This is a genomic window from Desulfopila sp. IMCC35006, assembly GCF_005116645.1.
GTDB lineage: Bacteria > Desulfobacterota > Desulfobulbia > Desulfobulbales > Desulfocapsaceae > Desulforhopalus_A.
In genome coordinates, this window is the sequence record NZ_SWCM01000004.1 from 137002 (window position 1) to 156955 (window position 19954).

At 51.8% G+C, this 19954-nt stretch carries 20 protein-coding genes; 4 read left to right on the plus strand and 16 right to left on the minus strand.

Features of this window, described 5'->3' with window-relative positions; genetic code table 11:
• Window positions 1-19: 19 nt before the first annotated feature.
• On the plus strand, window positions 20-409 hold the full coding sequence (locus FCL47_RS08935; RefSeq protein ID WP_136813156.1) for a hypothetical protein: 390 nt from the start codon (window positions 20-22) through the stop codon (window positions 407-409).
• Window positions 410-414: 5 nt separating this feature from the next.
• On the opposite strand, the gene der is transcribed toward FCL47_RS08935, so the two are convergent.
• The 16 genes from der to FCL47_RS24375 form a co-directional block, all read right to left on the minus strand.
• On the minus strand, window positions 415-1767 hold the full coding sequence (der, locus tag FCL47_RS08940; protein ID WP_136813157.1) for a ribosome biogenesis GTPase Der: 1353 nt from the start codon (window positions 1765-1767) through the stop codon (window positions 415-417).
• A 103-nt stretch (window positions 1768-1870) separates the two neighbouring features.
• The gene (locus tag FCL47_RS08945) at window positions 1871-2956 is read right to left on the minus strand and encodes an aminoglycoside phosphotransferase family protein (protein ID WP_136813158.1); all 1086 of its coding nucleotides are present in this window, start codon (window positions 2954-2956) and stop codon (window positions 1871-1873) included.
• Window positions 2957-2978: 22 nt separating this feature from the next.
• Window positions 2979-3875 (minus strand): nucleotidyltransferase family protein, encoded by an 897-nt coding sequence (locus tag FCL47_RS08950; RefSeq protein WP_136813159.1) that lies wholly within the window; start codon window positions 3873-3875, stop codon window positions 2979-2981.
• A gap of 93 nt (window positions 3876-3968) precedes the next feature.
• Window positions 3969-4820, minus strand: coding sequence for an LpxI family protein (locus FCL47_RS08955; RefSeq protein WP_136813160.1), 852 nt, complete (start codon window positions 4818-4820; stop codon window positions 3969-3971).
• A gap of 6 nt (window positions 4821-4826) precedes the next feature.
• On the minus strand, window positions 4827-5624 hold the full coding sequence (gene lpxA, locus FCL47_RS08960; RefSeq protein WP_136813161.1) for an acyl-ACP--UDP-N-acetylglucosamine O-acyltransferase: 798 nt from the start codon (window positions 5622-5624) through the stop codon (window positions 4827-4829).
• A 328-nt stretch (window positions 5625-5952) separates the two neighbouring features.
• Complete coding sequence (fabZ, locus tag FCL47_RS08965; protein WP_136813162.1) at window positions 5953-6405, minus strand: 3-hydroxyacyl-ACP dehydratase FabZ; 453 nt, start codon at window positions 6403-6405, stop codon at window positions 5953-5955.
• A 16-nt stretch (window positions 6406-6421) separates the two neighbouring features.
• A complete protein-coding gene (gene lpxD / locus FCL47_RS08970; protein ID WP_136813163.1) occupies window positions 6422-7483 on the minus strand; it encodes a UDP-3-O-(3-hydroxymyristoyl)glucosamine N-acyltransferase in 1062 nt (353 codons plus the stop codon).
• A gap of 12 nt (window positions 7484-7495) precedes the next feature.
• Window positions 7496-8662 carry an exo-beta-N-acetylmuramidase NamZ domain-containing protein gene (locus tag FCL47_RS08975; protein ID WP_136813164.1) on the minus strand — a complete coding sequence of 389 codons (1167 nt, stop codon included), beginning with the start codon at window positions 8660-8662 and terminating at the stop codon, window positions 7496-7498.
• Between the two features lie 180 nt (window positions 8663-8842).
• Window positions 8843-9391 (minus strand): nitroreductase family protein, encoded by a 549-nt coding sequence (locus FCL47_RS08980; protein ID WP_370459546.1) that lies wholly within the window; start codon window positions 9389-9391, stop codon window positions 8843-8845.
• 84 nt (window positions 9392-9475) lie between these two features.
• Window positions 9476-10630, minus strand: coding sequence for an acyl-CoA dehydrogenase family protein (locus tag FCL47_RS08985; RefSeq protein ID WP_136813165.1), 1155 nt, complete (start codon window positions 10628-10630; stop codon window positions 9476-9478).
• Window positions 10631-10672: 42 nt separating this feature from the next.
• Complete coding sequence (locus FCL47_RS08990; protein WP_136813166.1) at window positions 10673-11446, minus strand: enoyl-CoA hydratase-related protein; 774 nt, start codon at window positions 11444-11446, stop codon at window positions 10673-10675.
• A 29-nt stretch (window positions 11447-11475) separates the two neighbouring features.
• Window positions 11476-12222 (minus strand): DUF6125 family protein, encoded by a 747-nt coding sequence (locus tag FCL47_RS08995; RefSeq protein ID WP_136813167.1) that lies wholly within the window; start codon window positions 12220-12222, stop codon window positions 11476-11478.
• 39 nt (window positions 12223-12261) lie between these two features.
• Entirely contained in the window at window positions 12262-13464 is a 1203-nt protein-coding gene (locus FCL47_RS09000; protein WP_136813168.1) for a Xaa-Pro peptidase family protein, read from the minus strand.
• A 160-nt stretch (window positions 13465-13624) separates the two neighbouring features.
• Window positions 13625-14473, minus strand: coding sequence for a 3-hydroxybutyryl-CoA dehydrogenase (locus FCL47_RS09005; protein ID WP_136813169.1), 849 nt, complete (start codon window positions 14471-14473; stop codon window positions 13625-13627).
• Between the two features lie 82 nt (window positions 14474-14555).
• The gene (locus tag FCL47_RS09010) at window positions 14556-15731 is read right to left on the minus strand and encodes an acetyl-CoA C-acetyltransferase (RefSeq protein ID WP_136813170.1); all 1176 of its coding nucleotides are present in this window, start codon (window positions 15729-15731) and stop codon (window positions 14556-14558) included.
• Window positions 15732-15832: 101 nt separating this feature from the next.
• Window positions 15833-15985 (minus strand): hypothetical protein, encoded by a 153-nt coding sequence (locus FCL47_RS24375; RefSeq protein WP_153306363.1) that lies wholly within the window; start codon window positions 15983-15985, stop codon window positions 15833-15835.
• Between the two features lie 171 nt (window positions 15986-16156).
• Here FCL47_RS24375 and FCL47_RS09015 point away from each other — a divergent pair, with 171 nt between their 5' ends.
• The 3 genes from FCL47_RS09015 to FCL47_RS09025 all read left to right on the plus strand — a co-directional run bounded on the left by FCL47_RS09015 (window position 16157) and on the right by FCL47_RS09025 (window position 19949).
• Window positions 16157-17926, plus strand: coding sequence for an acyl-CoA synthetase (locus FCL47_RS09015; RefSeq protein ID WP_136813171.1), 1770 nt, complete (start codon window positions 16157-16159; stop codon window positions 17924-17926).
• A 68-nt stretch (window positions 17927-17994) separates the two neighbouring features.
• Window positions 17995-19140 carry an acyl-CoA dehydrogenase gene (locus FCL47_RS09020; RefSeq protein ID WP_136813172.1) on the plus strand — a complete coding sequence of 382 codons (1146 nt, stop codon included), beginning with the start codon at window positions 17995-17997 and terminating at the stop codon, window positions 19138-19140.
• A 161-nt stretch (window positions 19141-19301) separates the two neighbouring features.
• Complete coding sequence (locus FCL47_RS09025) at window positions 19302-19949, plus strand: TetR/AcrR family transcriptional regulator (protein ID WP_136813173.1); 648 nt, start codon at window positions 19302-19304, stop codon at window positions 19947-19949.
• Window positions 19950-19954: the final 5 nt, after the last annotated feature.

Here is a 19954-nt window from a genome sequence, read left to right on the forward strand (position 1 = left end):
GGCAGGTGGAGACAATTCCATGATCCAAGCCCCGAGATTTTTCCGGATAGACCAGGACGGGTTTACAGTCGAGGCATGCTGCATGCGGATGGGGGATGACTACCTGCTGTCCATCTGGGGTGGCACCCCGCATATCGGGGCCGTGGCGATGGCACAACCCCGGGACAGCTTGCAGGACCCTGCCCGCCGCTCGGCAACAGCTTCGGTATTTTGCTATGTCGGCCACAAGGAAGACCAGGTAGTCAAAGAGGTATCCGAGCGGATGTCCAGGGAACTCAATACAAAGGTCGTTGTGGCAGCGGGCCTGCATTGGGATGAGTTAACACCAGCCGGAGCTGCGCAGGTCCTGCGCAGCGTCAACGTTCTGATCACGGAGATCATCCAGCAAATGCTGACAGCATCAAAGTAAGACCGCTACTTTTTCTCCCCTCTCTGTTCGGATTTATCCTTGAAAAAGAGCTTAATGTTCACCTTGTCAAGGCCCAGACCTTCGCGGAATCGGTTGATCAGATAACGCTCGTAGGAAAAGTGCACCCCCTTATAACTGTTGGTCATAACGACAAATTTAGGCGGACAGGTACCAACCTGGGAGGTGTAGTAGAATTTAAGCCGTTTGTTTTTATAGATTGGCGGAGAATGCTGCTCAACCGCCTCACGCAACAGTCTGTTGAGGGCCGAGGTGGGAAACGTCGCCGTATACTGCCGGTAGACGGAACCGATCACCGGAAAGAGACGTTTTATCCCATGACCGGTCAAGGCTGAGACGTTCAGAATCGGCGCGTAGCCGACAAAGGGCAGCGCCCGGCCGACCTCCTGCATAACCGCTTCCTGGCGTTTTTTGTCGTTTTGTATAAGGTCCCATTTATTAACAATGACAATGAGCCCCCGTCCCTCCTCCAGAACATAGCCGATGACCTTGGTGTCCTGCTCGGTAATGCCCTCATCGGCATCAAGCAGAACCACCGCAATATCACATCTGGCCATCGCGGCCAGGGATTTCAGGATACTGAATTTTTCCAGTTTTTCTTTGGTCTTGCCCTTGCGGCGGATACCGGCAGTGTCAATAAACAGATAGCTGTAATTGCCATGCGTTACCAGGGTATCGACGCTGTCTCTCGTGGTACCTGATATATCCGAGACGACCATCCTCTCTTCCCCGAGGATTGTGTTTATGATGGAAGATTTACCAACATTGGGCCGGCCGAAAAAGGCGACCTTCACCGTCCCCTCCGGAAGCTCAATATCGGTATCGTCACTCTGAATTGTATCACACAGCCCTTCCATCAGTGTTCTGAAACCGTAGCTGTGTTCGGCGGAAACTGACCACAGCTGATCGATTCCCAGCTCATAAAACTGAGCGAGCAGCTCTGTCTCAACCTCCGGGCCGTCAATTTTATTGACCAGATGAAAAACAGGCTTTTTGGTCCGCCGAAGGATATCTACCACTTCCCAGTCGGCAGGCGTCAATCCCTGCTTGCCGTCCATCAGAAAGAGCACGATATCGGCCTCGTCAATTGCCAGCATGGCCTGCGCGCGGATGTGCTGCACCATGGCGTCTTCCGGGTTGTCGTCTATACCCCCGGTATCGACCAGGATAAAGGCTTTGTTTTCCCAGACCACCCGTTCGTAATGACGATCTCTGGTCACCCCGGGAGTGGGGTCTACCAGGGCTTTACGCGACTTGGTAATCCTGTTAAAAAGCGTTGATTTTCCTACATTTGGGCGCCCGACCAGGGCGACGATGGGGAGATTGCTGGTTGATGCCATAGGTATAAAGTATCCTGCGAAGGCTCTATCCGCTCGAAACAAGACAAAGCTGATTGTTATATGTGGGCTGGCAAAACAGCTTTGCCACGCATTGTCACCTGTTTCAAGCAGGTACCAATTCTTTTATTCCCCTGTTGACCATGGTGCGGATAAGCGGATAATCCTGAAAGAGAGGTTCCCCCAGCCGGTGGCTGAGAGATACCAATGAAGGCCTTATAAAATCCATGAAAAACGGTTTTTGTCTCACCTTATATAAAAATGAAAATGCGCCGACTATCTGCAAGTTTCGCTGCAGGGCGAGCAGAGTATACTGTTTTTTGAAGTCGACCGCATCGATTGTAAGGTAGCGATCGATGGCTTTGAGATAGAAGGCCACCAGCTCGTCCTGAACCGAAAGGGGCAGAGAACAGTAGGGATCGATAAGCAGCGAGGCCAGGTCATAGCCCAGCGGACCGAGACGCCCCCCCTGAAAGTCGATAAACCGGACAGTACCTTCCTGCACCATAATATTTCGCGACTGAAAATCCCGGTGCAGAAAAAAGTCGGCAGGCGCCTCGCCGGCCTGTCGGGCAATCTCCTGCAATTCTTCGACAACGCCCTCATCATACTCCTTGCCGAGAAGATCCTGCCAGAAGGCCCGTAAAAAATAACCCGACTCCTTTTCGACCATCAGCTGCGTATCGTATCGCGCGCTGTCCCAACACCAGGACTGGTCAAAGTCGACTGCTCCCTGGTATTGCATGGCGGCAAGATGCTCCAGGACAGACCGGTAACAGGCCAGCGCGGCTGCGCCAGGCGGCGCCTGTGGCTCACGTTTCTGCACCACGATATCCTGCAGGCGGGTATCGCCCAGGTCCTCAAAGAGCAGGACGCCGGAGCTTTCGTCCCAGCCATACAGTTCGGGAACCGGTGCACCTTTTTTAAAGAGGTGTCTGCCGATGAACCAGGCAGAACGGGACTCAGCCAGCTCGACAGGGCTTGTCCCGGCGGGTGCAGCGAGAAGGCAGAAAGGACCATCACCCCCCGTGAGCCGCCAGAATCTCCTGGTCGACCCATCGCTGTCAATTTTGCGGCATCGACCGGCGGTCCCCAGGTCCTCGGCTTCGGCCTGCGACAGCTTTCCGCAGGCAACCAGCATTTTTTTAGCGCATTCCAGCAGAGCCTTATCCGGCAGTTTTTCGGTAGTCAACAGGATCTCAATTTTCAGGGTCTCAATTTTTAATATCGTGAGAAGACACAATCATGTCCCCCAGCCTTCGGCCGCATGGGATGGAGACGTTATCCCATATCACGACCCGTTCAAGACGTGTACCGTTTTCGATATGGGCTTCACCGATACAGACCCAGTCTTTCAGTTCGAAATGTGCCGGCAGTTTGGCCCTTTTCGCGATGCAGTAGGGTTTTCTAACCGGACCGATTTCCTGCCAGCAGGGAACAGTCTCAGTAAGCAGCCCCTGATGCAAGGCCAGATAATCACTGATGCTGCCCATATCCGTCCAGTAACAGTCATCCACCCGATAGCAATCGATCGCCTGGTTATCTTGCAGCATTTTACGATATCGATCGATTATGCACGAATATCTGTTGCGGGTAATGTCCTCCAAGACGGATGGTTCTATGACATGCAGACCCGCAAAGGCCAATTTGTTTATGCTGTCCTGGTTATCAAAATTTATTATCCTGCCGTTTTTCACCAGCACCGTATTATAACGGTGGTCGTTGCGCATCGCCAGAGTAACCAGATTTTCATGAGTCACATGATGCTGGTAGAATCGACGCAGATTGACCGTATGGTAAATATCTCCATTGCTGACCAGCAGTGGCTCGTCCCGCACATGCCTGAGAGCCTTGCGCAATCCGCCCCCGGTGCCGAGTATAATCTCTTCCTCCTGGATAACGACCCCTTTCATTCCCCGCAGAGCATCGACTATCTGCTGCCTGAGATGGTGGCAGTTGACGATGATATGATCAAAGCCAAACGTTCGCAGCCTTTTTATGGTAAGAAAAAGAAGCGGTTGATTGAGGATGGGGAAAAGAGGTTTGGGACGGACTAAAGTGTGCGGCAGGAGCCTGGTTCCGAAACCGGCGGCCAAAATCATTGCTTGCATAGTACCTCTTCCGTTATTTTGAGATTAAAACGACATCACAGCGGTTAAGAGTGTACAACCTGGAATTTACCTCAATTGTTCTTTATATTCCATCTATTCCATCACCAGGGAACCATCTTCACGTTCTGCGACACCCACGACAACTATACCCGCTTTGTTCGCCTCTTCAATCATTAACTCTTTATCAAAAAGCAGGGATTGCCCTGCTTCCACGGCAAGAACTGCTCCCCTGACCCTCTGCAGACTCCGGATGGTCGTAAGTCCTGTCGCCGGCAGATCAAAACGAAAATCCTGCCCCGGTTTACGCACCTTGACAACCACGGCCTGCTCCTTGGCCAGAGCGCCACCCCGCAGTATCGTTGCATCGGTTCCATCAATCGCTTCAACGGCAAGCACGGTACAATTCCTGACCACCACGCATTGGCCGATATCCAGTTTTCCGATTGCTCTCGCGTTGTGCCAGCCGAATTCAATATCCCGTCGCTGTTTTTGGGTCGGCCTTTTCCTGGTAATCACCCCGGCGGGAAAGAGCAGATGCCGAAGGTACAACGTCGACTCAAGGACCACTATTCCCTCCGCTTCGAGAGCATTGGCAATCGCCCGCAGAATTGCGTCATCCTGTTTTCGATCAATCTTGTTCCACAGCGAAATACCTTTCAAATCCGGAAGAATATCTCGAAATATTCGAGTCTTCGTAATGGTACCCAAAAAGACTGTTTCGCCAACCCCTTCGGCTATGAAAAATGATATCAGCTTACCGAGCTGACCAAGCTTTACCCAGCAGACAGCATCGGCTGCCAGGGCAACTTTCTCGTCGGTTTCCCCTTTGTGGGCCACCACCACGACCCGCCTGCCGGCCTTATGGGCCGCCTCGATGAACAGTAAGGGAAATTGGCCGCCACCGGCTATGATACCGATATTATTTGGGTTGATACTTTTCGACAACCGATTCTAATCCTCAATCGTCTGCTTGACGACGCCGCGTTTCGAATCCTGGAAAAACTTCACGAGGGTTTGCACCTCCTGGCAATCGGGAAATTCTTTCTGGGCCAGTTCAATGGCATCTTTCATTAAAAGGTTCGGCGATCTGAAAATGATCCTGTACGCTTTTTCAAGCGTTTTAATCGTGTCACGGGAAAAACCGTTGCGTTTTAAGCCCACCTTATTGATGCCGGAAATTCTGGTCCGATTCCTGGTTCCGGCAATGATCACATAGGGCGGAACATCCAGTGAAATCCCGGATACTCCGCCGATGTAACTGAAGGTGCCGATCCGGCAGAACTGGTGTACGGCGACCAGACCGCCGATTGAGGCCCGGTCACCGACCTCGACATGACCGGCAAGGGTTGCAACATTGGCCATTATGACATGGTCGCCGATTTTGCAGTCGTGGGCAATGTGGGTGTAGGCCATAAGCAGATTATGGTTGCCGATGACCGTTTTCATATGACCATTAGGAGTTCCTCGATGAATTGATGCATACTCGCGGATCTGGTTGTCGGAACCGATAATCAGCTCGGTCGGTTCTCCTTTATAGCCAAGATCCTGGGGAGCACCACCAACTACCGCAAAGGATCCGATCAGGTTTCTCTCGCCGATGGTCGTCGGCCCGGAAACAACTGCATGCGGTAAAACCCGGGTGTCGGCACCTATCCGGACTCCTGCTTCAATTACAGCATATGGGCCGACATAGACAGACGAGTCGAGTTCTGCTTTGGGGTCTACAACGGCAGTGGGATGTATGGACATTATCTTTTACAGGCTCATTGGTAGAATAATTTCTAGATACTTCGTAATACCTTCATTTCGCAGGCCGGGGCGTATTAAGGGTGCTTTAAATACCTGCTCTCTCGAACAATAGCAAGAAAATTTACTTTTAGCACCTTACAGATTATCATCTTGTTTTTTTTCGAGCTATTAATCTGTTTCAAGGGGCTTCCCCCTCAAGGGGGTACTCAAAAGAGCACCCGTCAAGCGAGTATTATAAAGAATCCCGGCTTTCTTCCCGATTTTGTGCACCGGGGTTAGCACCTTACAGACTATTCTGCTGATCCTCGCCGCACATTTTTACTGCCTTTTACGAAAATGAAGCCATGAGTTCAGCCTCGGCAACTACCTGGTCATCCACCGTAGCTTTGGCCGACATTACCATAATCGAACGTTTCTGCCTTAAAAGTTCAAGGGTAAAAATTAACTGGTCGCCCGGCACGACGGGTTTTCTAAATCTGGCTTTATCAATGCCTGCGAAAAAAAGCAGCTTCTTGCCGATGGCCTCGGGATTGGCATAATATGCCATTATCCCACCAACCTGAGCCAGCCCCTCCAGAATCAACACCCCGGGCATAACCGGTCGCCCTGGAAAATGGCCCTGAAAAAACTGCTCGTTTATGGTTACATTTTTCAAACCGACAATCTGCTTGCCAATCTCCATGGAGAGTATACGGTCGACCATCACAAACGGGTATCTGTGCGGCAGCACCTTCAAAATCTCTATTATATCAATATTTTCCGGGATAACCACCTGACTCATTACGCCGTCTCCTTGTTCAGATATTCTCTTTTTTGCGGTCGGGCATGTTGCAGAGTTCTGCAATCGCCTTGCTATTTTTTCTCACTGTACTCTGCAACTCCGGGAGTTTGGCAAAAACGGCACAAGCCTTGGCCCATTGCCGAACAGGGATTGCCGGTGTCCCGCCAACTACGGCGCCTTTAGGCTGATCACCGTGCACCGCGCCACGGGCTGCGACCATCACCTGATCCCCAAGGGTGAGGTGCCCGGAAGACGCAGCCTGCCCGCCCATCACCACGTTTCTCCCCAAGGTCGTTGAACCGGAAAGCCCTACCTGCGCTACCAGCAGGCTGTTCTCACCGAGAATGACATTGTGGGCCACCTGCACGAGATTGTCTATTTTGACGCCGGACTTGATCCAGGTAACGCCGTATGCCGCTCGATCAACGCACGTATTAGCGCCGATCTCCACATCATCGTCAATCCGGACGGTACCGATCTGCGGTCGTTTAATATGCTCGCCACGCTCATTGGCGGAGTACCCGAAACCATCGCTGCCGATAACCGTACCGGAATGGATGGTCACTCTTTTGCCAATTTTGCAGCCATCATATATGGTCACGTTGGCCTTGATCGTGGTATCGTCCCCTAGCTCAACATCATCGCCGATGACTGCTCCGGCCTCGATGCTCACCCGCTCTCCTGTTTTGACCCTGTCGCCAAGCACCGCCAGGGGCGCGATAGAAATCTCTTTACCCAACAGACAATTCTCGCCGACAAAGGCCCGAGGATGGATCCCTTTGGCAACAAAAGGAACAGCGACGAAAAAACTGTGGATTATCGCGACTGCCAGATACGGATCTTTTACCCTGATCACCGGAAGGCTGCCAACTGCCTCAACCCCGGGAGGAACGAGCACTGCGCCGGCGCTCGTGGTTGCAAGCAGGCTGGCCATTTTTGCCTTGGCCAGAAAAGATATTTCTTTGGGACCAGCGGTGTCCAAAGGGGCAAATCCGCCAATAAGGACTGTTGCATCACCCAGTACCTGCCCTTCGACCATTTCCGCAAGATCGGCAACAGAAAGTATTTTTTCAGTCATAATTATTTAGAGTTAGTAAAGAAAATATTTTTTCCTCTGGGTATCAAAACAGAGTAGTTCCTCCTGCCAGTGCTCTTCAATCTCGCCAATCGGTCGCCCCTCCTCCAACTGAAGACGAACCCGTTGGTCGCCCAGAATGAGATCCATCGGCAGCCGTTCGAATTCATACTCATAAGGCGGCTGCTTATACTGAAAGTTCTCCGGATAAAGAAGCAGGGCTGCCTGCAACAGGGCAAGACTGGTCCGATAGGGTAAAAAGCGCGCAGGGTTGGTCACATGGACCTGAAAACCGCAGCACGACTCTGCCGCCCACTTGCCGGACGTCGGTTCAAAGACTATTGGCCGAAGATAACAGCCGGGTAATTCGGTCTTTTCCAGCAGTTGCAGCATGGCCGGATGCTGCCAATACGGGGCACCGACGAATTCAAAAGGCAGGGTCGTGCCCCTGCCTTCGGAGACATTGGTCCCTTCCCAGATAACCTGGCCGGGATACACAAGTGCCGTCTCGGGGGTCGGCATATTGGGTGAAGGGCAGAGCCAGGGAAAGCCGGTATCTCTGAACAGCATGGATCGCTGCCATCCTTTTAATTTAACAACCTCCAGTTCGGCACCTATACCGAATTCCCGGTTGATGAACAGTGCCAGTTCGCCAAAACTCAGACCATGCCGCATCGGCAGGGGATACAAGCCAACGAAAGAGCGACAATCGGATTGCAGCAGGTTGCCCTCTATTTTTTCGCCGCCGATCGGGTTCGGGCGGTCGAGGACCACCACCTTTTTACCAAGTTGCGCGGCAACCTCCAGACAATAGGCCATGGTATACAAAAAGGTGTATACTCTGGTGCCGACATCGATGAGATCGATAAGCAGAACATCGAGCGCACCAAACATCTCAGGGGTTGGCCGGCGATGCTCGCCATACAGACTGTAAATTGGCAGACCCGTTACCGCATCGACATCATGATCGGATTCAACCATGTTGTCCTGTTTCTCGGAGAAGAATCCGTGTTGAGGCGAAAAAAGACAGGTTAACCTATCGCCATATTTCTGCTGCAGCAGGACCCGGCCATGGATGAAGTGCCGGTCTGTTGAGGCCTGGTTGGACAAATATCCGATTCGCTGTCCCGCAAAAGACTTCGATTCATCATGCACTAATACCTCAAGTCCAACCTGCATCATAGAGACCCGACCACGAAAAAGTTAAAGGAAAATGAATATGACAAAGTGCTATCTTAATGGCGGGAGCTGAAAAAGTCAAAAAGTAGATGGACAGAACGATGGACAACGAGAAAAATCTTCGATGGATGGAAAAAAACGGGGCTCCCGCGATTTCATGGGAGCCCCGACAGGGGGGCAACGCTAGGTCCCTGACTCGGTAAAACGATCATAGTGCACGAAATCGCCGAGTGCTCTGCGCGATGGCGCGGAAGGAGCATGGTCCGGATAGCCTATCGGTATTAAAGAAACAAGCTCAAGACCGGCAGGAATCCGGAGCAGCTCTTCAGCCGCATTATGGTCAAAGGAGCCGACTATGACCGAGCCCAGCCCCAGTTCAAATGCTTTCAGACAGATATTCTGGCTGATGAGGCCTAAATCATATAAAAACCAATGCTGGTAACGGGTTACCTGCTGGCCGTTATAATATCCCGATTTTAACGGATTGCCGCATACCCCGATGACGACCGGGGCCATCTCCATGCATTTTGTGGCCGGATTCTTTTTAGAGAGAAGGCCGGCAAGCGTTTTTTTATCTTCTGCAGCCCGCACCACAACGAGCTCCCAACACTGCAGATTTCCCCATGACGGCGCCATCCGGGCCGCTTCAAGAAGATCGGTCAAGACCTCGGATGCCACAGGCCTCTCCTGAAAGCGCCTGATACTTCTTCGTTTACTGAACAAATCTTCCAATTTTTTCCCCCCTCATTGAAAAAGAGACGCCGCTTTTCTTCCCGCTCACGACAACCTATGCATTCTGTCGACTGTTTCGCCCCTTCAACTGAACTCATGCAGGATTTCTCTGGCGATAATCAATCGCTGAATCTCACTGGTCCCTTCGTAGATTGTGGTAATTCGAGCGTCCCGGGTAAACCGTTCGATGGGAAAATCTTTGGTGTAGCCGTAGCCGCCAAAGATCTGCATCGCCTCGTAACAGGCCTTATTGGCAGCTTCCGACGCAAACAGCTTGGCCATCGACGCCTCTTTGGCAAAGGAGCGGCCCTGTTCTTTTTTGTAGGCCGCGCTCATAAGCAACAGACGCGACGCCTCAAGGGCCGTGTACATATCGGCAATTTTCCACTGCGTTGCCTGGAACGCACTGATTTTCTGGCCAAACTGCGATCTTTCCAGGGAATACCCGGTGGCCTTATCCATGGCCGCAAGACCGATGCCGAGCGCGAGTGAACCGATGCCGATCCGCCCTCCGGCAAGTTCCGTTACCGCAGCCCGGAAACCGTCGTTCAGTTTTCCCATCAGCGCGTCGGCAGGGATGCGGCAATCCTGGAACAGCAGCTCATTGGTGGGGGAGCCATGCTGGCCCATCTTATCTTCCTTTTTGCCGATTATAAGCCCTTTGGTGCCCGCTTCGACGAGAAAGAGACTGATCCCCTTACCCTTTCTGGCGGCCGGGTCGGTTACCGCCCAAACCACAAAGACTCCGGCAAAAGACCCGCTGGTAATAAATATTTTCGAGCCGTTCAACACCCACTCGTTCCCATCTTTTACCGCCGTGGTGGTCATAGCCGCCGGGTCGGATCCTGCGCCCGGCTCGGTCAGGGCAAAGGCCCCCGCCAGATACTCGCCGCTGCATATTTTTTGTATATACCGGTGTTTCTGTTCCTCGCTGCCCAGTGCCTGGATGACCTCGTTGACCATGTTGTTGACCGACACCGTCACCGCTGTTGCCGCGCAAACTCGGGCAATCTCGGTCATAGCGACACTAAAAGCGACAACCCCCGCTTCCGTGCCGCCATATTCGTCCTTGATGTTGAGACCCATAAAACCAAGTTCGGCGAGTTTTTTCAGATTATCGTAAAAGCTGCCGTCATTTCCCCGGTCAAGGTCAGCGGCGACCGGCTCCAACTCCGTTGTGGCAAAATCCCTGGCGGTATCCTGAATGAGTTTCTGCTCTTCCGTCAAATCGAGATTCATAGGTATCCTTGCGTAGTAATGTTTGATAACAATGTACAGGTCCTAAAATTGAGGTGGACGTTTTTCCAGGAAGGCGGCCATCCCTTCTTTCTGTTCGCTCCCGGCAAAACAGAGGGCAAAAAGATCCGCTTCATAGGAACAGGCCCTGGTCAGATCCATTTCCATGCCGTTGTTAACCACTTCCTTGCAAAGCTGCACTGCGGCAGGCCCGCGGGAACCGATTAATGCGGCCAGCTCCCGACATTCTGCCATAAGTTTCTCCTGGGGGACGACCCGGTTGACCAGCCCGATCCGGCTGGCTTCAGCGGCATCGATTATCTTGCCGGAATAGATGAGCTCACAGGCCAGCCCCTTGCCTATCAGCCTCGGCAGCCTCTGGGTGCCGCCAAAACCGGGAATGATGCCGAGGTTCACCTCCGGCTGCCCGAACTTGGCATTGTTGCTGGCCAGGCGCATATCGCAGGAGAGAGCCAATTCGCAGCCGCCGCCCAGGGCAAAGCCGTTTATTGCCGCGATAACCGGTTGCGGCAGATTTTCAATGGTCCGGGCAACGGTATGGCCAAGCCTGCCGAACACCTTCCCCTCATCAGGGGTCAGCCCCTGCATAAAGGCAATGTCCGCACCGGCGACAAAGGCTTTTTCCCCGGCTCCGGTTATAATCACCACTTTTATCGTCCGGTCCCCGCTCAGCTCAGTAAAACATGCGAGCAGCTCCTCCAGCGTTGTTTTATTCAGGGCATTGAGTGCTTTGGGCCTGTTGATGGTTACTATGGCTAAAGTCTTGTCTTTTTCTACCAGTATGTTCGTATAGTCCACTGCAATTCTCCGTTAATTAAATAAGTGATTTATGGCTCGAGGATAAATTTCCAGGCACAATACCATTCATCCGGGTGTTTGTCCGGAGGACAGCCCAGACATTCGGTGCGTATTCTTTTATCAATCGCACTGGCAAAATAGGTATACTCAACGAGTCCCGCCGATTTGCACGGATAATCATCGAGTCCTTTGCGTTTTCGTGCGTCCTGAACGCGGCAGCGATTCATCTGGAAAACAAAGCTGGTTGGTGTTTCCTCGACAATCGACTGACTGTTGATGCTTTCATAGATTCTGAAGCCCAGGGCCTTTTTCAGCCCTTCAAGTCCCGGGTTTTCCGGCAAGCCGAGAAAAGCACTGATCGACTTGGCTTCAACCGGCGAAAATTGTGCCCAACAGGAATCATTACACCGTTTGGCATCGTTCATGCCAGAGGAAAACTCAATCGTCTGAAACCAGACACCATCGTTGACCAGCCAGTTTTTGGCCATTCGGTCTTTGAGTCTATTGAGGGTATCACTGTCCATGTCGAGCAGAAACGAGGGAACGCCGTCTTCCATGGTAAAACCGAAAAGCTCGGAGAGATGCTTCATCTGAATCCCGAAACTCTTTCTGGAACTGCTGCTCAATGCTTCAAGCGCTTTCTCCATACCCATCTGATGTTTCACTTCGGCAAACCAGAGTCCGTGATGGATAATCAGCCGATGAAAAAGATCGACGATAAAACGAGCAGTTTCCCGCGAGTCCAGCTCGCTGGCATTATTGGCCTGGATTGACATACTCCCTCCTTTGTCTGATGGATCGATATATCCGTGCCGTTATGGCAGAACAGTTATTTCATCTGGAAATCTGCTGGGCGATTCGAGACCGTCTTCCGTTACCAGATGGGTGTTTTCGATACCGACAACTCCTCGACCGGGGAAAATTGTTTTTGGTTCAAAAGCTATGACCATCCCTTTTTGCAGCTCAAGCTGCTGGCCCTTGGCAATAAAGGGGAACTCATCGAGTTCCAGACCAACCCCATGGCCGGTAAAACGAATTCGTTTCTCCCCAACTCCCATAAAATTTTCTGCATACCCTTTTTTCTGAGCCAGCGAGACCATCAGCTCATAAAGCTCTCCGGTCACTGCGCCGGGTCTGGCCTGGGCTTTCATTTCGTTTTGTATTTCAAGCATTGCCTCATGGGCCGCTTCAAGCTCGGCGGAGAGTCGACCAATAGAAAAAATCCGCGTATGATCGGAGATATATCCATCAAGAGCGAAGACATAATCGACCAACACCGGTTCATTGGCACCAATTTTTCTAAATCCAGCGCCCTGCCCGATGACACTGCTTACCCCGGTCCCACCGGTTGGAGAAGCCAGGTAACTGCCAACAGCAGCGTCATCGCCGGCCATCAGATGACCGTAAAACAGCTCACTGCCCCACATCCGCATTCGGACAATTCCCTGGTGACCAAGACTTCGGGCATACGCTTCCAGTTCCCCGGCCAGGGCAACCTCGGTCTTTCCGACTACGAGCAGCTCCGGCACATGGGCGGCAACAGTATCCGATAATTTAATGGCAGCCCTGATTTTTTCGAGTTCGAACTCCGATTTCACCGCCCGAATCAAGCGGATTTCCAGGGAAATGTCTTCAATCCGTGCGTCTTTAAAATTGGCCCTATACTGAAAGTACAGGTTGGTCGGCAAGACATCGAGTTCCAGGCCTAAAACAGCCGGCGGCTGATACCCGTAGCGGGCAAGAATGGCCGGAATCTCCTTTAGACTGACCAGAGAAACAATATTTTCAAGCGGAGATTCCCGACATGCCCGTTCATACTCCTTAAAGACCATCAGCATCGGTTTTCCGGCCACAGGGACATAAAGCCAGCCCTGCTGCGATGTTGCCGCAAAATAGAAAAGATCGGTTTTCTGAACGATCAGGGCCCCATCGATGCCTTTTTCCGCCAGGGACTTTTGCAGTTTTGCCAGCCTGGATTGCAGTTCCTCACTCGGAACACATACACTGTCGCTTGCCATCTTCTCTCCTGACACATTGCCCTTAAGGCTGGTTCCTATGCGGCGCATGGGAACCAGTAGTAATGTCCAATTTCAAGATGGCCAAGTAAAAAGCTTCATATACGCCCAAAGGAAGTGCCCTTGGGGGACAACGAAGGAGATCCGGCTTTTTCCTTAGCCATCAGTATTGGTAGAAGCCTCTGCCGGTCTTTCTGCCCAACCAGCCAACCTCTACATATTTGCGCAGCAGCGGGCATGGTCTGTACTTGGAATCCTTGAACCCGTCATAAAGAGTTTCCATAATGGCCAGACAGGTATCCAGGCCAATCAGGTCGGCAAGGGCCAGCGGCCCCATGGGATGATTCATGCCAAGCTTCATCACCGTATCGATATCTTCTGCCTTGCCGACTCCCTGATAGAGGCAGAAAACAGCCTCGTTGATCATCGGCAGCAATATTCTATTGGCGATAAAACCCGGGAAATCATTGGCTACTGCTGCGGTTTTGCCGAATTTCTGGCAAAGAGACCAGGTGATATCAAAGGTTTCCTGACTGGTCGCCAGACCTTTGATGACCTCAACCAGCTTCATTACCGGCACCGGATTCATGAAATGCATGCCGATCACTTTGTCCGGTCGTTTCGTCTGGGCGGCTATACGGCCGATAGGAATAGAAGAGGTATTGCTGGCGAGAATGGCATGCGCCGGACAAAACGTATCCAGATCCTGAAAAATCTTAAATTTGAGGTCCTCCCGTTCAACGGCCGCCTCCACGACATAATCTACCCCGGCCATATCGGCGAGATCGGTAGTGGTCGAGATGCGGGCAAGAATTTCATCCCGTTCGGAGCCGGTGATCTTTTGCTTTTCGACACTCCGGGCGAGGTTTTTCTCAATTGTGGCCAATCCCTTGGCGGTAAATTCTTTGTTGATATCACTCATCAACACATCTAAGCCACTGGTCGCCGCCACCTGGACAATACCATTGCCCATCTGGCCGGCACCGACAACACCAAATTTCTTTATTTCCATCTGCTCCCCCGCACAATAAAAGACGCTTATCCAATTGATGATTTCTTACAATTTCACAAAGCGATGATTACGTAAAAAGCCTTCATCTGTTGACTACCATTGCTACAGCCTCACCGCCGCCGAGACAGAGTGAGACCAATCCCCTTTTGGCATTTCTCCGGCCCATTTCATGCAATAAGGTCACCAGCAACCGGCCGCCGCTGGCACCAATGGGATGGCCCAGGGCGACTGCCCCCCCGTTGACATTGACAATGGCCGGGTCAAGCTCCAGCACCTTATTTATGGCAACCGACGTGCCGCTGAAGGCCTCGTTGATCTCAAACAGATCGATATCTGCCAGGGAGACCCCTTCTTTTTTCAGCACTTTCGGAATAGCCAGAATAGGCGCCATAAGCACATATTTGAGTTCGATCCCCGCCGAGGCCTGGGCGCCGATTTCAGCCAGGATGGTGCAGCCCAGCTCTTTGGCCTTGTCCTTGCTCATCACCACGACCGCGGCGGCCCCATCACTTATGATCGAGGCATTGCCGGCGGTACCGACACCATCTTTTTTAAAGGCCGGACGCATCTTCTGTAAACTGGCAAAACTGGTCTCCTGGGGACATTCATCGGTGGTAAAATAGGTTATCTCCCCTTTTTTTGCGGGAAGCGGCACCGGAACAATCTCATCTTTGAAGACTCCCGCCCGAACCGCGCTAAGTGCACGCCGGTACGATTCTTCCGCAAAACGATCCTGCTCTTCTCTGGTCACCTGCCAGTTCTCACTACTCAGTTCATTGGACATGCCCATATGGAAGTCATTGACGACGTCCCAGAGCCCATCATGGACCATATGATCTTCGATCTTCCCGGGACCCATGCGGTGGCCCCACCTGGCCTTCTCTAGATAGTATGGCGCTGAGCTCATACTCTCCATGCCCCCTGCGACGATCACCTCGGCGTCGCCGCACTGGATAGCCTGGGCCGCGAGCATGACCGCCTTGAGGGCCGAACCACACACCTTGTTGACCGTGAATGCCTCCACCTCTTGCGGCAACTCAGCCTTGATGGCCGCCTGCTTGGCCGGATTCTGACCATAGCCGCAGGGGAGAACCATGCCCATGATACATTCGTTGACAAGCGATTTATCTATTCCTGCCCGAAGAACCGATTCTTTAATCACCAGGGCGCCGAGATCCGTTCCTCCTATTTTACTGAGAGTTCCGCCAAAACTGCCGAAAGGTGTCCGTACCGCACTGACAATTACCGCCTTTTTCATAATCCGCCTCATTTTCAGAATCGTTTGTCTCAAGCCGGTTTATATGGCCTCATGTTCCAGCAAACCTATAACGCACGCAGTGGAGTTTGCATGGACCAAAACTAAACCGACCAAGCGCTCAATCGGCCTTCATGTTTATCTACCGACAGCACTTTGTCAATCATTTTCAGCTGAAAACTATAAAATATTGCTCCGGTAAAATCATCCGGGCCCACGACCATAAACCCTACCTGAAAAAAGTAGCTGAAAATCATTTTTTTTACTCCATCCAGATAAAGGATAAAAAAATCCTTTGACAAACATCAACAATTATTATTTAGTTCGACGACAAAACCGACCGAGCGCTCAGTTGTGCATTCGGCATCCGAGGGAGAAGTTTTCAGCACCCTTCATCATTCAGAAACCTGAACTGTAAGGAGTCACCTATGGGCATGGCAGATCTGTACAGAGAAGTAATGGACCTCAACATGATGGATGATAATGACCAGAAAAAGGATGTTGCGAAGGCTTTTTTTGAAAAACTCAACTACATGAAACTCCCGGAATATTTCAACTGGGCCGACGAGATTTTTGAAGGATTGCACGTCAAGGAGCGAGGTGACAAAAAGGCCTTCATCTGGGCTGACATCAACACTGAGGAAAGTAAAAGCTACACCTATCGCGAATTTGCCGCTCAAGGCAACCAATGTTTGAATGGACTGCGAAAGGCAGGTGTCAAAAAAGGCGATAATATGTACATGATGGTGCCGATCGTCCCGGAGACCTGGTTTACCAGCTATGCCAGCATTAAAGGCGGGCTTGTTGCCGTACCGACGGCCACCACCATGACGGAAAGAGAGCTCGAATTCCGCTTCCAGACCTATCCGCCCGATTCGATTCTCGCCGAAGAAATCTATACCGATATCATCGATGCCGCCCTGAAAACGACCCAGATGACGCCAAAAATCAAACTGGTTCGCGGCAAAAAAGCCGGGTGGACCAGCTATACCGAGCTTGCCAAAGAGCCGGTAGAGGCGGAGCCCGCCAAGACGAAGTCAAACGACCTGCTTTTCTGCTTCTTCACCTCCGGGACGACCGGACTGCCGAAGAGGGTTGGCCATACCGCCACCTCCTACCCTCTGGGCCATCTCTCCACCTCGGTTATGACCGGCATACAAACCGGCGACATTCACCATAACCTTGGCGCTCCCGGCTGGGCGAAGTGGGCCTGGTCAAGTTTCTTTGGGCCGCTGAACGTGGGTGCCACCGCCACCGGGTTCAACTTTACCGTGCTGGATGGCGATAAATACCTGAAGATGATTACCACCCATAAAATTTCCACCTTCTGCGCCCCGCCGACCGCCTGGCGTATGTTCATCAATCTCGATACCTCCAAGTTTGATTTTTCCAACCTCCGCCAGTCAATCGGCGCCGGCGAGCCGTTGAACCCTGAAGTCATCACCCGGTGGAAGGCGCTCACCGGCACAGAGATCCGCGATTTTTATGGCCAGACCGAATCAACGGCCATGATCGGCAACCATCCCTGGATGAACGGCAAAATGAAAAGCGGCTCCTTCGGCCATCCATCATTCATGTACGATGTGGCCCTGGTGGATGATGAAGGCAAGGAGCTCACTGTCCCCAACGAGCCTGGCCATATCGTCGTCAAGCTCGATAAATGGCGGTCGATCGGTCTCTTTACCGAATACATCGGCGCTCCGGAAAAAATGGCCAGCGTCTTTATGAACAACTATTATTACACCGGCGATCGCGCCTCGATCGATGAAGACGGCTACTGGTGGTTTGTCGGCCGCAGCGACGATGTTATTAAATCCTCGGATTTTCGTATCGGTCCTTTTGAGGTGGAAAGCGCCATTCTTGAGCATCCGGCTGTCGCCGAATCAGCCATCGTCGGGGTGCCGGATGAAAAGCGGCACCAGCTCGTTAAGGCTTTTGTCATACTCAAGCAGAATCAGAAGCCATCAAGAGAACTTGCCCTTGAGCTGTTCCAACATACCATAAAGATCCTGGCTAAATTCAAAATCCCGAGAATTATCGAGTTTGTCCCACAGGTTCCGAAAACTCTGAGCGGCAAGATTCGCCGGGTTGAATTACGCCAGCAGGAAATCGATCGTCAGGAAAAAGGCGATCAATCCGAAAAACAAGAATACTTTTACAGTGATTTTCCTGAGTTGAGCTCGAAATCAAAGAAGTAACCGCTACAGACACCCAGGGATATTCTCCCTGGGTGCTTAACCAACCCAGTTTCTCCGGAGTAGAATCCATGAATTTTGAATTAACTGAAGAACAGAATCTTATTCGCGATATGGTTCGTGAATTTGCCGTTGCCGAAGTGGCGCCGACCGCAAAAATTCGTGACGAAGAAGAACGATTTGACCGCGCCCTGATGTTTGACCGACTCGGGGAACTCGGCCTGACCGGTATTGTCTTCCCGGAAGAATATGGCGGGGCTGGAGCAGACTACATCAGTTATTCGATCGCTGTCGAAGAACTGAGTCGGGTATGCGCATCGACCGGCGTGACCCTTTCCGCCCACCTCTCCCTCGGTGCCAACCCTATTTACCTTTTCGGCACGGAAGAACAGAAGCAGCAGTATCTCGCCCCGCTGGCCAGAGGGGAAAAAATGGGCGCCTTCGGCCTCACCGAACCGGCAGCAGGCTCTGATGCCGGCGGCACCAAAACTACTGCTTTCAAGGAAGGCAATCAGTGGATTCTCAATGGCACAAAGATTTTTATCACCAACGGCGGGGAAGCGGAAACCTATGTTGTTTTTGCCAGAACCGACAAGGACGCACAAAAGCACCACGGCATCAGCGCCTTTATCGTTGAAAAAGGAACGCCGGGATTTTCCTTTGGCAAAAAAGAACAGAAATTAGGCATTCGCAGCTCCCCTACCCTGGAGCTGATTTTCGAAAACTGCGCCATTCCGGCGGCAAATCTTCTCGGCGAAGAGGGACAGGGCTTCAAAATTGCGATGAAAACCCTTGATGGCGGCCGAATCGGGATAGCTTCCCAGGCCCTAGGCATCGCCCAGGGGGCTCTTGATGTCGCGGTAAATTACGCCAAAGAACGCAAACAGTTCGACAGCCCTATCGGCAGATTCCAGGGCGTCCAGTTCCAGCTCGCCGATATGGCGACGCAGACAGAGGCAGCACGATTTCTCATTTACAACGCCGCCTACAAGGCCAGCCACGGTCTTTCTTATTCCCAGGCTTCAGCCATGGCCAAGTTAATGGCCAGTGAGACCGCAATGAAAGTAACTACCCAGGCGGTCCAGATTCTCGGCGGGTATGGCTACACCAGAGATTTCCCGGTCGAGAGGATGATGCGGGATGCCAAGATCACCGAAATATATGAAGGAACCAGTGAGATTCAACGCCTGGTCATCGGTGCGGCGCTGCTGAGGTAAGTGTTTGGTAAAAACGAATGACACCCTGCTGAAGACGCTGATTTCCTGCAGGGTATTGAAATTTCGCTTTTGTTCTCGGGGATTTTTGTATACCTTCTCACGGCTGTTGATTTGACACTGAGCAACATTACACAAAAATGACATCTCTGGGAGAGAATTAAATGCAGGACAAGGATACAGAATCACCTGAAGTTGTAACCCATATTAAAAACCAGGAGCTGGTGAAAGAACGCCGGCGCCAGATTGTTGACGCTGCGGTGAAGCTGTTTATAGAGAACGGCTATCACAAAACCACGACCCGGGCTCTGGCCAAGGAAACCGGACTTTCTATCGGCTCACTGTACGAATATGTATCCACCAAGGATGATGTTTTATACCTGGTTTGTATCGCCATTCATACCGAAGTTGAACAAGGGGTGAAGGAAGCGCTTGCCCGCCCAACCGTTGGCAAAGCCGCACTCGCCGAGGTTATTCGTGAATTTTTCCTGGTCTGCGACCGGATGAGCGACCATGTGCTGTTGATGTACCAGGTCACCCATTTTCTCCCGTTGAAATGGCAGGAAAAGGTCCTTGAAGCGGAATTGCGCATTACCAATCTCTTTATCGAGGCAATGCGCGAACTCCGGGAGCTGGGCAAACTGCCGCAACTGGACGACGACACCATCAATCTGATTGGTCACAACATCTCGGTGATCGGCCACATATGGGCTTTCCGGCGCTGGTATTTTGCCAAGAATTTCACGATTGAACAGTACATTGAACAACAGACAAAATTTATCATGAGCTTTCTTGAGGACACAAATAAGTAACGACG